Source organism: Flagellimonas lutimaris (assembly GCF_051494225.1).
Taxonomy (GTDB): domain Bacteria; phylum Bacteroidota; class Bacteroidia; order Flavobacteriales; family Flavobacteriaceae; genus Flagellimonas; species Flagellimonas lutimaris_A.
Genome location: NZ_JBNPYE010000004.1, coordinates 177881 through 193295, shown reverse-complemented (window position 1 = coordinate 193295; position 15415 = coordinate 177881). Strand labels below are relative to the sequence as shown.

Here is a 15415-nt window from a genome sequence, read left to right as displayed (position 1 = left end):
CTTAATAGTGACACTTACCACATTCCAAACCACCCATCATAGCGGCGGTCAATTCCTCAACACCATACTTCTTGGACAATTCCTCATGGATTGCTTCGTAGTATGCATTGCCCTGAACCTTAACATTGGTCTCTCGGTGACAATTAATACACCATCCCATAGTCAATGGAGCAAACTGCTCCACTATCTCCATTTCCTCAACCGGACCGTGACAAGTTTGACACTCAACACCGGCCACAGAAACGTGCTGGGAATGGTTGAAATAAGCAAAGTCAGGCAATTGATGGATTCTCACCCACTCCACCGGCTGCGTATCACCTGTGTAGCTCTGGTTTTCTTCATCCCATCCAACTGCTTTGTATAATTTTTTGATTTCTCCAGTGTAGAACTCGTTAGTGTGACCTGCGGCCAAATCTTCCGCTGATGGCCCCTCTGGATTACCTGCATACTCATAAATGGACTTATGACAGTTCATACAAACATTCAAGGAAGGAATCCCTGACGTTTTGGACACCCTTGCAGAAGAGTGACAGTATTTACAATCAACATTATTGTCCCCTGCATGAATCTTGTGCGAAAAGTGAATTGGTTGCACCGGCGCGTAACCTTGGTCAACCCCTATTTGCATCAAGTACCCATAAGCGAAATATGCACTTCCCAAAAGCAGGAAAATTACACTGACCAAAACCAAGAATTGGTTTTGAGCAAAGGCTTTCCAAATAGGCAAACGCTTTTCCTTTTCCTGATCAAGTACAACGCCATTGGCTTCAGCAATTCTACGAAGCGTCTTGTTTACCAAAACAAGCATAATCACCAAAAGCGCAAAAACCAAGGCCAAGGCCCCAAGAATCATCTCATTGGATATTCCAGTACTGGAACCAGTAGCCTCACCTCCAGCCGTCGCTGCAGCAGTAGTTGCTGCCGGTGCCGGTGGCGGAGCAGCCGTATAGGCCAAAATATTGTCAATATCTTCATTTGACAATGTTGGAAAAGGTGTCATTGCTGCTTGATTGTACTCAGCATAAATTTTACCAGCGTAGGAGTCTCCAGATGAAATCACCCCAGGACTGTTTTTAACCCATGCATAAATCCATTCTTTATCCAACCCCTGATCTTCAGCTAGCCTTGTTTCCACATTGGCCAACGCAGGACCAGTCATCTTCCTATCCAGGGAGTGACATGCGGCGCAATTCTGGTTAAAAAGTTGCTTCCCCTTTACTGGATCCGCTCCAGCAGCATCAGCAGTCCCTTCTGCAACTACCTCGGCAGCAGCTTCAGTTTCTTCCTGAGCATAAAAAGATGTGGAGAATAATAGGAGAGTTAAACCTAAAACTTTAGAAAATAGATGGCGGTATAAAACCTTTTTCATATTAGTGAAATTTCTATCGAAATCTTTGGCACGATTCTTTCTATTGAGTTTGAGAGCAATAGCCTTTCACCCTGCCAAGAATGGCAACAAAAGTAAGACATACAGTCATTTTTTGAAATGTTAAGGTATTTATAACTTATAATTTATAAGGATTCTAAATAACTTGGCCCTAACTTGATTAACCTATAATAATCTACATTTGCAATAAGCTTAAACTATACAACACTGGAACAATATGAAAACCACTGTATTTACAGCAATTTTGATTGGTTTGGCAACACAGGTTTCGGCCCAGGATGCACAAGTGACCATCCAACAAGATTCAAAAATTGATGAATTGGTGAAACTTTACACCACGGTTCATGCTAATTCTGGATTTTACCAAATTCAGGTTGGTTTTGGGAACTATAAGAAGGCACAAGAGTTATTAGACCAGGTAGAGGTTGATTTTCCTGACTGGTATTCCAAAATAGAGTTTGAATCACCTACATACCGTGTTAGGCTCGGAAAATTCAAAACAAAATTGGAGGCCGAGAGAAAGTACCTGGAGGTTCGAAAAAAATATCCGGATGCCATGCTCCTAAAACCGGAGGAAAAAGAATCCAAATCATAAAAAAATCCCGCTCAAAAGGCGGGATTTTTTTTATATCCAATCTAGAATTATCTCTTACAGCTTTTTCTTCACCGCAACTTCTTGGAAGGCCTCAACTATGTCACCCTCCCTAATATCATTGTAATTCTTAATCTGAAGTCCACAATCGTATCCTTTGGATACTTCTTTGACATCATCTTTAAATCGTTTCAACGAAGCCAATTCTCCAGTATAGATCACTACACCGTCCCTGATGAGTCTGATACGTGAGTTTCTGAATATCTTACCACTGGTCACCATACAACCTGCAATGGTTCCGATCTTGGAAATCTTGAATGTTTCCCTGATTTCGGCGTTACCGGTAATTTCTTCTTTCATCACTGGAGACAACATTCCCTCCATCGCATCTTTAAGATCATTAATCGCATCATAGATGATGGAGTATGTCCTAATATCGATTTCTTCTTTATCTGCTATGGTCCTGGCATTACCCATTGGCCTTACATTAAATCCGATTATTATCGCATCGGAGGCACTTGCCAACAACACATCAGATTCGGTAATTGCACCAACTCCTTTGTGAATAATATTCACTTGGATTTCGTCGGTGGACAATTTTTGGAACGAATCGGTCAAAGCTTCCACAGAACCATCCACATCACCCTTAAGGATAATATTCAGTTCTTGGAAATCACCCAATGCGATTCTTCGTCCAATTTCATCCAAGGTAATATGTCGTTGTGTCCTTACAGATTGCTCACGTTGCAATTGAGAACGTTTGGCCGCAATTTGTTTGGCTTCGCGCTCATCTTCCAGCACGTGGAACCTATCACCTGCCTGTGGCGCTCCATCCAATCCAAGAATAGAGATTGGCGTAGATGGGCCAGCACTTTCTATATTGTTTCCCCTCTCATCTTGCATAGCCTTGACCTTACCACTACAGGTTCCGGCCAACACATAATCTCCGATGTTCAAGGTACCGGTCTGCACCAAAATTGTGGACACATAACCCCTACCTTTATCCAAGAAAGCTTCTACCACAGTTCCCATAGCCAATCTGTCAGGATTTGCTTTTAGCTCCAATAGTTCGGCTTCCAACAAGACTTTTTCCAACAACTCAGGAACTCCTTGTCCTGTTTTAGCGGAAATATCCTGGGATTGAACTTTTCCTCCCCAGTCTTCTACCAACAAGTTCATACTGGCCAAGCCTTCTTTAATCTTATCGGGATTTGCCGTAGGTTTATCAACTTTGTTGATTGCGAATACTATAGGGACTCCTGCCGCTTGTGCGTGACTTATTGCTTCTTTGGTTTGAGGCATAATATCATCATCCGCAGCAATAACGATAATAGCAATATCGGTTACTTGGGCACCACGCGCTCGCATAGCGGTAAACGCTTCGTGACCTGGTGTATCCAAGAATGCTATTTTTTGTCCACCTTCCAATGAAACTCCGTACGCCCCAATATGCTGGGTAATACCACCACTCTCACCTGCGATCACATTCTCTTGACGAACATAATCCAATAAAGATGTTTTACCATGGTCTACGTGACCCATCACTGTAACAATCGGTGCTCGTGGCACCAAATCTTCTGGAGTGTCCTCCACTTCCTCGATGGTTTCCTCGATTTCCGCCGTCACAAACTCTACTTCATAACCAAACTCGTCGGCAACAATGGAAAGTGTCTCGGCATCCAAGCGCTGATTGAGCGTCACCATGATACCTAACGACATACAAGCAGAAATAATTTGGGTCGTGGAAACATTCATCATGGTAGCAAGTTCATTAACCGTAACAAATTCGGTCACCTTTAGAATCTTGCTCTCCAATTCTTGCTTCTCAAGATCCTTCTCCGTTTGTTGACGGTGCTGATCTCTTTTCTCCCTACGATATTTTGCTCCTTTTCCCTTGCTGGATTTCCCTTGAAGTTTTTCAAGAGTTTCCCTTACTTGTTTTTGTACTTCTTCTTCGGTAGGCTCAACTTTAGGAGCTGTAGAACGTTGTCCTTTTCTTCCTGCCGCTGCACCTCTATTATTGCGACCGCCACCAGGTTGTGGGCCATTTTTCACAATTCTTCTTCTGCGTTTCTTACGATCCGCACCATCAGAAGAACCTCCTTTAGGTTTTTGACTATCCTCTTTTTTCTTCTTGGCTGGTTTTTTAAACTGCGAAAGATCAATTTTATCCCCGGTAATCTTCGGGCCTGAAAGCTTTTGATATTTGGTTTTGATAGTTCCAGACTCAGTGGTCTCTTCAGAACTTTCTTTACTTTCTTCCTTTGCCTCTACTTCCTTTGCCCCTACTTCTTTTGCCTCTACCGTTTTAACTTCTTCCTGTTTTGGCTTTTCCCCTTTTTCTTTGGCAGGAACCTCGGGTTTTTCTTCCTTTTGTGTTTTTACAGGATCAGGTTTGGGCGCTTCTTCTTGTTTTGGCTTCTCCTCCTTGGGCTTTTCGGTTTTTTTATCCAAATCAATTTTACCAACGGTCTTAAGTCCGGAAAGTTCAGCTTTGGCTTTTACTACCTGCTGTTCCGCCTCCTTTTTCTCCTTGGCCAACCTGCGTTCTTCCTGCTCCTTTTCCATTCGGATTCGGATAGCCTCTTTCTCCTTGCGCTTTTCTTCACCAACTTCCTTGGAAGCGACCTTTTTACTCTTATCCGTTTGGAACTCATCCAACAGAACTTGATACACCTCATTGGATATCTTAGTGGTAGGCCGCGCCTCTACCTCATGCCCTTCCGAGGAGAGGTAATCGACTGCCCTATCCAGTGAAATGTTCAATTCTCTGAGAACTTTGTTAAGTCGTATTGTTGGATTTTCTGCCATAAATAATTTTACTTGCCCTAAATTTTCGCTGCTAATATAAGCCTAATCTTCAAATTCTTCCTTGAGGATGCGAACGACCTCTTGGATTGTTTCTTCTTCAAGATCGGTTCGTTTCACCAAATCTTTCACATCTTGCTCCAATACGCTACGTGCTGTATCCAATCCAATCTTCTTGAATTCTTCAATAACCCAGCTTTCTATTTCATCAGAAAACTCGGTCAATTCCACATCTTCTTCAACGCCTTCACGGAACACATCTATTTCATAACCAGTCAATTGACCAGCCAATCGTATGTTATGCCCACCTCTACCAATGGCCTTGGAAACCTCCTCGGGCTTTAGGTATACTTGAGCTGTTTTTTTCTCATCGTTCAATTTAACGGATGACACCCTAGCAGGACTAAGTGCACGGGTAACCATTAATTGCGGATTGTTTGTCCAATTGATTACATCGATATTCTCGTTGCCCAATTCCCTAACAATTCCATGGATACGAGATCCCTTCATACCCACACAGGCACCTACAGGATCAATTCTATCATCATAAGAATCCACTGCCACCTTCGCTTTCTCTCCTGGGATACGGACTGCCTTTTTAATGGAAATCAATCCATCAAAAACCTCGGGGATTTCTTGGAAGAACAATTGCTCCAAGAAAATAGGAGATGTTCTGGACATAATAATGGCCGGCTTGTTTCCTTTAAGCTCTACACTCTCAATAATACCACGTACGTTGTCCCCCTTACGGAAAAAATCGGATGGAATCTGCTTCTCCTTTGGTAAAATGATTTCGTTTCCTTCATCATCCAACAAAATTACGGCACGGTGTCTAATATGATGCACCTCTGCAGTATAAATTTCACCTTCTAAATCTTTAAATTGCTTGTAGATGGTGGTATTATCATGCTCATGAATCTTAGAAATCAAGTTTTGACGCAATGCCAAGATCGCCCTTCTTCCAAGATCGATCAATTTAACTTCTTCCGAAACATCCTCCCCAACTTCAAAATCAGGTTCAATTTTTCTAGCCTCGGACAAGGATATTTCTTCGTTTGGTTCTTCCACTTCGCCATCTTCCACAACGATACGGTTTCTCCATATTTCCAAATCCCCTTTATCTGGGTTGATTATGATATCAAAATTGTCGTCAGAACCAAATTTTTTCTTGAGCGCACTTCTGAAAACTTCTTCCAAAATCGCCATAAGGGTCACCCTGTCAATAAACTTATCGTCCTTAAACTCCGAAAAGGATTCGATGAGCGCTAGGTTTTCCATTTTCTACTACAATTAAAATTTTAATTTAACTTTTGCCTCTTGAATGTCAGAAAATGCGATTTCCTGCTTTTTCTGTACTGTAACTTTTCCTTTACCTACTGGTTTTGGCTCGCGCGCCTTCCACTCCAAGGTAATACTATTTGTCGAGGTTTCGACCAGCGTTCCCTCCATTTCACCGGAGCTGGTTTTCACCTTTAATTTTCTTCCAATATTTTTTTTGTACTGACGTGGCAACCTCAATGGTGATGTAGCGCCAGCAGAGGTGACCTCTAGAGAAAAATCCTCTTCTTCACGGTCCAAATTATGCTCTATAGCTCTACTAACATTCATGCAATCTTGAAGACTTACACCTTCATCACCGTCCAAAACCACCTTAATACTATTATCTCCTCCAACAGTAAAATCTACCAAGAACAGGGAAGAATATTCCTCCAAAGCCTTGTTCAACAACGATTCCACTTTATCCTTCAACATAAGAAACCAGTAATAAAAGAGGGGACTCAAGGTCCCCTCATGAATACGTTAATATCCGTTCAGTTTTGCAAATATACAACAAATATTATCGCTTGTGCAACCAATTTTAATACAAAAATTGAGCTTTCCACATCTATTTTTCAGTACATTATAAATAGTCGAGGAACTAATGTGCGACCGCTATACCGATTTGCTGAGATTATTATTTAATAAAACAAAGAGACCTGAATAACACGGAAATTCCAAAGAATTCATAGGGTTAACAATCATTTTAACCCATTTCACAACAAATATTTTGCGCCAAGGACCTACCCATTACTTTTGTTTTCCAATCAACATAACGTATGGGCATGACCTCAACTTCTAAATGGTCAATAAAACCATTTACCCAGCCAGTTACGGCATTTATCGCCTTCTTTTTTTTGGGTACAATGGTTACATTTTCGCAAACTACCATTTGGAGCGAAAATTTTAACAGCTATGGAAATGGGACCGAAAATGGTACTGCAACCGGATCCTCTGCCTCCAATTGGACCACTAATCGGGGAAGTAGACTAGCCACCAGAAACAACGCTTTAAGAGGTAGAAATCTCGATGCGGAAGGTATTTGGCAGATAAACACTATCGATATTTCTGGATACGATTTTATTGGCTTCAGCATGGATACTTGGGTGGATGACCCCAATGACATGGAAAATGGAAGTGATTACATGATTGGCGAATACCGTATTGATAGTGGTTCTTGGCAACAGTTTGTAAATGCATCTGGCTCCAACTCCGATCCTTTAAATTCTTCATATGGGTTTGGATTTGCTAGTGCCGGCAACACTACTTTGGAAGTTAGGGTAAGAATGGACAACAATAACAATAACGAACAATATTTTATAGACAACGTAACAGTAGAGGGTATTTCTGGTATTTGTAACGGCGAGTTGGATTTTGAGTTTTACGATAGTGTTCCTTCAGGAAATACTGTGGACAATATTCCTACCACAGGCGCATTGGGTACTGGAACCTACACCAGTTTTGATGTGGATGCCCTTCAAAATCAAGAAGATCCTGGTGATACTGATAGTTTCAGCATTCGATACGATGGCTATATCCAAATCAACACAGCAGGCTCCTATACCTTTTATACCTCATCAGATGATGGGTCCAAACTCTATATTGATGGGGTGCAAATTGTAAGCAATGATGGCCTTCATGGAACACAGGAAAGATCTGGCTCCACAACATTGACCACAGGTTTACATAATATTCGGGTGCTTTTCTTTGAAAACGGTGGAGGTGAAACCTTGGCCGTTCAATATCAAGGCCCTTCTATCTCCAAACAAAGCATACCCTTTTCGGTATTGTATTCCAGTTGTAGTACTCCAGCAACCGATTTGGATGGAGATGGAATTGATGACAGTGTGGATATTGACGATGACAACGATGGAATTCTAGATACCGATGAATGCGGTGCTGTAAATTGCACCACCGTGGACACCGATAGTGATGGCATCCCTAACTATCAAGATTTGGACAGTGATGGGGATGGTATTCCCGACAATGTGGAAGCTCAGACATCTATAAGCTATACTGCTCCATCAGGAAGCGATTCCGATAATGATGGTCTGGACAATGCCTACGAAATTAGTGGTATTACCTATGTGGATACCGATGGTGATGGCACTCCCGATTTTATGGACACCGACAGTGATAATGATGGGACCAATGATACAACTGAGGCGACCTTAACGCTTTCTGGAACAGATAGTGACGGAGACGGTTTGGACAACGCTATAGATACTACTACAGACTATGATGATCCGGGAGGTGATATTGATAATCCACTGAACTCTACAGGAGGAACACTTATGCTGCCCGATTCGGATGGTGATCTAGGTTCTGGGGGTGATTTGGATTTTAGAGATGACATTGTTGACGCCAATGACCCACCATCCATTTCTGCAACAGGAGATCAAATATTTTGTCCTGGTGATACTATTCCCGTAGTGGAAACCGTAAGCATTACCGACCCTGACAGCACCACTTTGGATGCTGTTTACATACAAGTCACTTCCAACTACGATGTTTCTGGCGATCTTTTAAGCTTAACGGGCACGCATCCTAACATTACGGTAAGTTGGGACACATCAGAAGGAAGGCTTTTGTTGAACGGACCAGCTACATTGGCCGAGTTTGAAACTGCAATTGCCGCGGTCGAATTCCAAACTACGGCAACGGTAACCTCTGGGGATACCCGTACATTTTCCGTGGTATTGAACGAAGCTAATTACCTGGAATCGACAGGGCATTATTACGAATATGTGCCCTCTTTGGGGATTACCTGGACAGCAGCGCGAGATGCCGCCGCCCTACGGACTTTTTATGGACTTCAAGGATATTTAGCTACTATTTCAAATCAGGATGAATCAGACCTTTTAGGATCACAAGCACCAGGTGCAGGTTGGATTGGCGCGAGCGATGCAGCTACCGAAGGAGATTGGTACTGGGTAACAGGTCCCGAAGCGGGAACTCTTTTTTGGAGAGGAACTGCAGGAGGAACCGCATTTGGATATGAATTTTGGAATACGGGCGAACCAAATCAATCCGGTAATGAAGATTATGCACACATTACAGCACCAGGGGTTGGATTGCTTGGATCTTGGAACGACCTTTCGAACACTGGGGCAGGTAGTGGAGACTATCAACCCAAAGGATATTTGGTAGAATATGGAGGAATGCCTGGGGACCCTGCGGGTCCAAACATTGCGGCCACGACTATTATTACAGTGGACAATGTTGCTCCTACAGCTAGTGCACCTTCACCTTTAACGGTTTATTGTTCAGCCGATGTTCCAACAGCCGACATCACGGTTATTGCAGATGAAGCAGATAATTGCGACCCAAGTCCAACGGTAACTTTTGTTAGTGATGTAAGTGATGGCGGGACAAATCCAGAAATTATAACCAGGACATATAGAGTTACCGATGCATCAGGAAACAGCTTGGATGTGGAACAGACCATTACCGTAACTCCATTTACCATATCTACACAACCTAGCGACCAAACTGTTGTGGTCGGTAATAATGGAAGCTTTTCGGTAATCGCTACCAATGTAGATACCTACCAATGGGAAGTAAGCATGGATGGAGGCAGTAACTTTGTTACTATTACCGACGGTTTCGAATATTCGGGTACGCAGACAGCTAATCTCACTGTAAACACACCTGACACCAACTACAACGGATACATATATCGAGTGCTCGTCTCCAATAGCAGTGGAACCTGTACACCGATCACTTCCAATGAAGCAACCTTAACCATGAAAACGGGAAGAGTCATCACCAATAGAGGGGTAACTTTTAGAGTAAACAAAAATTAAGTGCTCGCCTATTTAAATTGACTACTTTACTTTCTTTTCAAAGGAACCGACCATTTGATCTTCGAAAAGTTCCTGAATTTCGGTCAATATTGCCGGGTCATCTATTGTTGACGGCGGCGTAAACTCCTTTCCATCGGCAATGGCCCGAATCACTTTGCGCAATATTTTTCCTGATCTAGTTTTGGGCAATCGTTCTGCCACCAATACTTTTTTCAAAGAAGCAACGGGACCAATTTCCTTTCTGACATCACTTACTACTTCGGTTTGCAATTGAAAACTTTCAATGGCGGCACCTGTCTTCAGAACTGTAATGGCCAATGGAATCTGACCTTTAAGATCATCTTCTATTCCAACTACGCAACATTCGGCCACATCTGGATGTTTGGCAACCACTTCTTCCATTTCAGCGGTAGACAATCGATGTCCAGCCACATTAATCACATCATCCACACGACCAGTTATAAACACATAACCGTCCTCATCAATATATCCTCCATCACCGGAAAAATAATAGCCTTTAAACTTATTAAGGTACCCTTTTATAAATCTTTCCGTGTCACCCCAAAGATTGGGCAATGTACCTGGTGGCATTGGCAATTTCACGGTTACATACCCTTCTTCTCCCAATTCAGCCACACTTCCATCTTCTCTCAAAATCTGGACATCGTACCCACATACAGGTTTTGTTGCAGAACCTGGCTTAACATCAAAATGTTCTTCAAAGCCCATCATGTTGGCAACAATGGGCCAACCAGTTTCAGTTTGCCACCAATGATCAATCACGGGTACATTCAATTTTTCTTCCGCCCAGTTCAAGGTGGAAACATCACAACGTTCTCCTGCCAAGAACAAATACCGAAGAGGGGTCATATCAAATTGCTTTATAAAATGGCCTTCTGGATCTTCTTTTTTTATGGCTCTAATTGCCGTTGGTGCGGTGAACATAACATCGACTTCGTGATCACTGATTACCCGCCAAAAAGTAGATGCATCTGGAGTACGAACCGGCTTACCTTCAAAAAGTACGGTAGTACATCCATAAATCAAGGATGCATACACAATATAACTGTGTCCTACTACCCAACCTACATCACTGGCAGCCCAAAAAACTTCTCTTGGGTTAACTCCATACACGTGTTTCATGCTGTAATGCATAGCAACGGCATGTCCTCCATTATCACGAATAATCCCCTTTGGTTTTCCAGTAGTTCCGGAAGTATATAAAATATAGAGTGGGTCGGTCGCGTCCACCTCTATGCATCTTACCGGATCGGCAATCCTCATAAGGGTAGCATAATCAATATCATTTTCACCATCCGGGCGAGCAGCTCCCAGCCTTCGGTTATAAACGATAACATTTTCGGGTTTATGTGATGCCATTTTAACGGCATCGTCCACCATAGGTTTGTAAGGAATAATCCGATCCACCTCTATTCCTGAAGTGGCAGTAATAATCAATTTGGGTTTGGCGTCATCTATACGAATGGCCAACTCGTGCGGTGCAAATCCGCCAAAAACAACAGAGTGAACAGCACCTAATCGGGCACAGGCCAACATAGAGACCACAGCCTGTGGAATCATAGGCATATAAATGATTACGGTATTGCCCTTTTCGACCCCTAAACGCTTCATACCTCCCGCCAAACGGCTCACTTGATCGCGCAGCTCCAAATAGGTAAACTTCTCAATCGTTTGCGTAACTGGCGAATCGTAAATAAGTGCAATGTCGTTTCCCCGCCCATTCTCAATATGGGAATCGAGTGCTAGGTAAGATGTGTTTAATTTCCCACCTTTAAACCAACGGTAAAACCCGTTTTCATCTTTTGTTAATGCCCTCTGTGGTTTTTGAAACCAGTTAATTTTGGCGGCTTGTTCCATCCAGAAGCTATCAGGATCTTTGATGGAGCGATTGAATTCCTGCTCATAATTGATCTTAGCCATCGTAATATAGTTTGAATAGTTTTTGTGTGCGTGTTTGTTTGTAACATTCCATTAGATGATATTTTCAAAGAACTGAAAATGAAACTTTTGAAAGTCAACACGTCTAAAGTAGTAATTTATCCACCTGACCAATTAAATAATATCGCTAAATTGATATATATAAATTATCCAACTTCTTATTCTTTAAGAGTTTTGACAATCAAACCATACCATTAAAACCAAACTCCTTATACCTTTATGACATGGCCCGCCCAAGTGCCTAATAAAGGCTTTAAAAATGCTAAAAAATATGTTCATCAATACAAGCGTATCAACAACTATACTTACAATGTTTATTCTTGTTTTGAAGTAATTCTCAGGTAATAACCATCGGGGTCTACAACACGGAAATCCGTTAGTCCCCAACTTTGGGTCGCTAAGGGTACCTCCACAGGATATCCACTTGATTTGACATTCTCATAGACCTCAGCTACATCATCAACTTCCAATACGATTTCCACCCCATACCCTTTTTGAATATTCTTTAGGTTGGGATTAAAATGATGGTCATTGGAAAGTTTACTTAGAGGGCCAATTCCAAAGATGACATTTCCTCTTTTTACCGGCTGATAGGAATAATTTATCTGCTTACCTTCCATTGTAAAGTCCAATATCCCGGTATAAAAATCCACCGATTTTTTCATGTCCGAGGTAAATAGCTCCAATCGTAAAGTCATACCCCCATCTAGAGTATCGTTGTTTCCACTATTACAGGAATAGTTTAGAAAAAGTACAATGGATACTATGGCCGTAGTCAGTCTCATTTTAATGGTTTATTTAGTGATTGATGATAGAATACATTTTAATCAAAGAAGTTTTAATCCCAATTGATTGAGCAATCTCTGTACTTGGCAAATATATAGGGCATGAAATGGACCAATCTTAATCTATCTTAAGAATATGGGGCAATTGGAATTTTAGCAAAGACAGCTGTAATTTAAAAATGCATTTTCATGCCTTCGTGGGTGGCCTTAAATCCAAGGGACTCATAAAATCGAATGGCATCGGGGCGTTTTTTGTCGGTTGTCAATTGTAATAAATGGGGGTTACGTTCCTTCGCTCTTCGGATGGCCCATTCAAATATAATTTTACCTATTCCCAGACCCCGATGGCCCTTGTGCACGCGTACTCCTTCAATTTGTGCACGAATACCTCCTTGGTAAGTCAGATAGGGAATGAAAGTCATTTGAAAAGCAGCAATTATTTGACCCTTTTCGTTTTCAACAACCGTTAGTTCTTGGTTTGAGTCCGAATCGATTAACTCAAAGGCATCATAATAGGTTTTGGGCAATGGTATGGTGTAATTTTCCCGTTTACTGCCCAAAGCGTCGTCAGCAATCATTTCAACAATGTTCGGTACATCCTTAGTTGTTGCTTTTCTGAATTTCATGATCTTTCCTGCTTATTCGATTTTTCAATTGTGATGTCGTCTCAAGTGCTTTATCAATCCACTTTCATCATATTCAATTGACATGATTTGACCTGTAGTGTGTTCCACAATGGTATCCATGTGGTACGGTTTTACCTTGGCCCAGATTTTTATTTTGACAAAGGCAACATTGTTTCCCATCATAATATCCTCTATGGTTACCCGATGAAAATACACTTTGTTCTGTAGTTTGTCCACTAACCCCTTTTTGAACTCCGCTTTATCTTCGACAACCACACCGTATTTAATGTGCTCATCCTTAAAATCATCTGCAAAAAAGGAAAGAAAGTGATCAACATCATCAACAGTACTATTGGGTTGTTGTTTGGCACTGTAAGCGTTGATAAACGACGTTGTCCTGTCAATCAAATTTGTTTTTGTTGCATCTCTTTGTGCCGATACAATTAGCATAAAGCATTGCACAGGATTGTAAGGATGAATTTTGTCTTTTTCATAGTTTTCAATTGAGAACTACTCATCTGTATTTTTGGCAGATAAGAGTTTGTTCTGTTGATTGATTGACCATTCACGACAACTTGGTCAACATATACGGTGCTATCTCCATCCACTATAATAATGCTATCGGCAGATATGGTTTGGTTTTCGGGGGATATGATTTGGGCATTTTCAATAAGCAATCCATTATCCTCTAAAATTTCAACCTCACTGGTTTTGCATGAGATTAAAGTGAAGGTACTGAGGAGTAATCCTATTATTTTGTTCATCATGTTTTCTAATTGAGCTAGTAAACTAATTTTTACCAGCTGTCTTAGTTGCTATTAATATTCTTCTCAATATTTTCTTTTACAGTCCTGAAATCTACCCAATAAATATCACCATCATCATCTACCCCCCTATGGAAGAATAAATACTTGCCATCGGGCGAGACACTTGCCGTCATTTCAGTTTGATCGGTATTTATTTTAGGCCCCAGATTATAAGGTGCTGTCCATGCACCATTTTTATTAAAACTGATGTATAAATCACTTTCCCCAAACCCCATATCACTTTTAAAATCATAAATCATATAGCTTTCGTCCGGAGCAATATATGAATGAGCTATCCATTTGCCGGTAGCGTTTATTTCCCCTTCCATTCTTTTGATACTTTTATATTGACCACCTTCCTTAATTGAATTATAAATAACCCAATCTTCTGGTTTGTCACCTTTTTCTCCAGTGGTAAAATATAAATTACCATTTTCTGAAGATGTCAAGTACATTGTTACAGACCTATCCACAAATGGTTTTTCCAATGGTTTTGGCTCACTCCAACCGCTGACGCTTTTTTTACTGTACCATTGGTGTAACCCTGTTGACCCAATTGTATCGTTAAGGGGCCTTAAACTTCCAAAATATAGTTTATCGCCTTTAGGGTTGATATGGGGTTCAAAATCCCATCCTTCGGTTGCAGCAAAAAATGCCGGTTCTGGGTTGGACCACTTACCATCAATTAATTTCATGGCATAAATTTCATTGTCCTCTTCTGGTTTTCTACGCGTAAAATAGATTTCGTCCATTTCTGGGGAGAAGGTAATGGCAAAATCCTTCGCTTCTTTAATGGAAACAACACCTTGACCAAAAACCAAGGGTGTATCTGTTGGGATTTCGTCACTGAGTAAAGTCAGGTTGGATTTTTTACTGTCCTGACATGAAGAAAAAATGACAAGCAGGATGATCAAAAAGGAAAAAAGTTTTATTTGTTTCATTTATTAGTTGGATTAGTTTTAAAGACATAGGCAAAAAGTAGCGCAAAAATAAGATAGACCACTGTGAGAGAAATTATTATTTCAGAGTGTGTTTCGATATTAGAAACAACTTTAACTAAGGCAATTGCCCCAACTCCAAAATGCATAAGATTTCCAATGGCAATAGGTCTATTATAAATACCTCCAATAAGTGTTCCTTTTGCCATCCAATTTAAAATACCAAATCCTAAGTATAATGCGCTCATTATTTTCAAAAAGAGTATGGTAACAAGATTCGATTCAATATTAAAATAAGCAGCTGTTTCATTGGGCAAAAAGGAAAGTAACGCTCCAATAATTGCCAAGAAAATGGCACTTGTAGTCATTAATAGTTTTATATTCATTATTT

Annotated in this window: 12 protein-coding genes and 1 pseudogene; 2 read left to right on the top strand and 11 right to left on the bottom strand. The window is 41.1% G+C overall.

Annotation, left to right across the window (positions count from 1 at the left end; genetic code table 11):
- Position 1: 1 nt before the first annotated feature.
- Positions 2-1369, bottom strand: a complete 1368-nt coding sequence (locus ACQQ5U_RS10805) for a cytochrome c3 family protein (RefSeq protein WP_437397430.1) — start codon at positions 1367-1369, stop codon at positions 2-4.
- A 235-nt stretch (positions 1370-1604) separates the two neighbouring features.
- On the opposite strand from ACQQ5U_RS10805, the gene ACQQ5U_RS10800 reads away from it, so the two are divergent.
- On the top strand, positions 1605-1982 hold the full coding sequence (locus tag ACQQ5U_RS10800) for an SPOR domain-containing protein (protein WP_437397429.1): 378 nt from the start codon (positions 1605-1607) through the stop codon (positions 1980-1982).
- A 54-nt stretch (positions 1983-2036) separates the two neighbouring features.
- Here the strand turns inward: ACQQ5U_RS10800 and infB are convergent, their stop codons facing one another.
- The 3 genes from infB to rimP are packed head-to-tail and all read right to left on the bottom strand — an operon-like array spanning position 2037 to position 6539.
- Positions 2037-4790, bottom strand: coding sequence for a translation initiation factor IF-2 (infB, locus tag ACQQ5U_RS10795; protein ID WP_437397428.1), 2754 nt, complete (start codon positions 4788-4790; stop codon positions 2037-2039).
- A 42-nt stretch (positions 4791-4832) separates the two neighbouring features.
- On the bottom strand, positions 4833-6065 hold the full coding sequence (nusA, locus tag ACQQ5U_RS10790) for a transcription termination factor NusA (protein ID WP_437397426.1): 1233 nt from the start codon (positions 6063-6065) through the stop codon (positions 4833-4835).
- A gap of 12 nt (positions 6066-6077) precedes the next feature.
- Entirely contained in the window at positions 6078-6539 is a 462-nt protein-coding gene (gene rimP, locus ACQQ5U_RS10785) for a ribosome assembly cofactor RimP (RefSeq protein ID WP_437397424.1), read from the bottom strand.
- Between the two features lie 350 nt (positions 6540-6889).
- Here rimP and ACQQ5U_RS10780 point away from each other — a divergent pair, with 350 nt between their 5' ends.
- On the top strand, positions 6890-9910 hold the full coding sequence (locus ACQQ5U_RS10780; RefSeq protein ID WP_437397422.1) for a PA14 domain-containing protein: 3021 nt from the start codon (positions 6890-6892) through the stop codon (positions 9908-9910).
- Between the two features lie 21 nt (positions 9911-9931).
- Here the strand turns inward: ACQQ5U_RS10780 and ACQQ5U_RS10775 are convergent.
- From ACQQ5U_RS10775 to ACQQ5U_RS10745, 7 genes and pseudogenes are all read right to left on the bottom strand, one after another.
- A pseudogene (locus ACQQ5U_RS10775) lies at positions 9932-11863 on the bottom strand (propionyl-CoA synthetase); the annotation flags it as partial.
- Between the two features lie 320 nt (positions 11864-12183).
- Positions 12184-12654: a VOC family protein gene (locus tag ACQQ5U_RS10770; protein WP_437397420.1), complete on the bottom strand. Its 471-nt coding sequence runs from the start codon at positions 12652-12654 to the stop codon at positions 12184-12186.
- 173 nt (positions 12655-12827) lie between these two features.
- Positions 12828-13280, bottom strand: a complete 453-nt coding sequence (locus ACQQ5U_RS10765) for a GNAT family N-acetyltransferase (protein WP_437397418.1) — start codon at positions 13278-13280, stop codon at positions 12828-12830.
- Positions 13281-13304: 24 nt separating this feature from the next.
- Positions 13305-13730 (bottom strand): hypothetical protein, encoded by a 426-nt coding sequence (locus ACQQ5U_RS10760; RefSeq protein ID WP_437397417.1) that lies wholly within the window; start codon positions 13728-13730, stop codon positions 13305-13307.
- Entirely contained in the window at positions 13724-14047 is a 324-nt protein-coding gene (locus ACQQ5U_RS10755) for a hypothetical protein (RefSeq protein ID WP_437397416.1), read from the bottom strand. Before ACQQ5U_RS10755 ends, ACQQ5U_RS10760 begins: the two co-directional genes overlap by 7 nt.
- 41 nt (positions 14048-14088) lie before the next feature.
- Positions 14089-15027, bottom strand: a complete 939-nt coding sequence (locus ACQQ5U_RS10750) for a hypothetical protein (RefSeq protein ID WP_437397413.1) — start codon at positions 15025-15027, stop codon at positions 14089-14091.
- Positions 15024-15410, bottom strand: coding sequence for a hypothetical protein (locus ACQQ5U_RS10745; protein WP_437397412.1), 387 nt, complete (start codon positions 15408-15410; stop codon positions 15024-15026). The genes ACQQ5U_RS10750 and ACQQ5U_RS10745 overlap by 4 nt, the downstream gene beginning before the upstream one ends.
- Between the last annotated feature and the right edge of the window lie 5 nt (positions 15411-15415).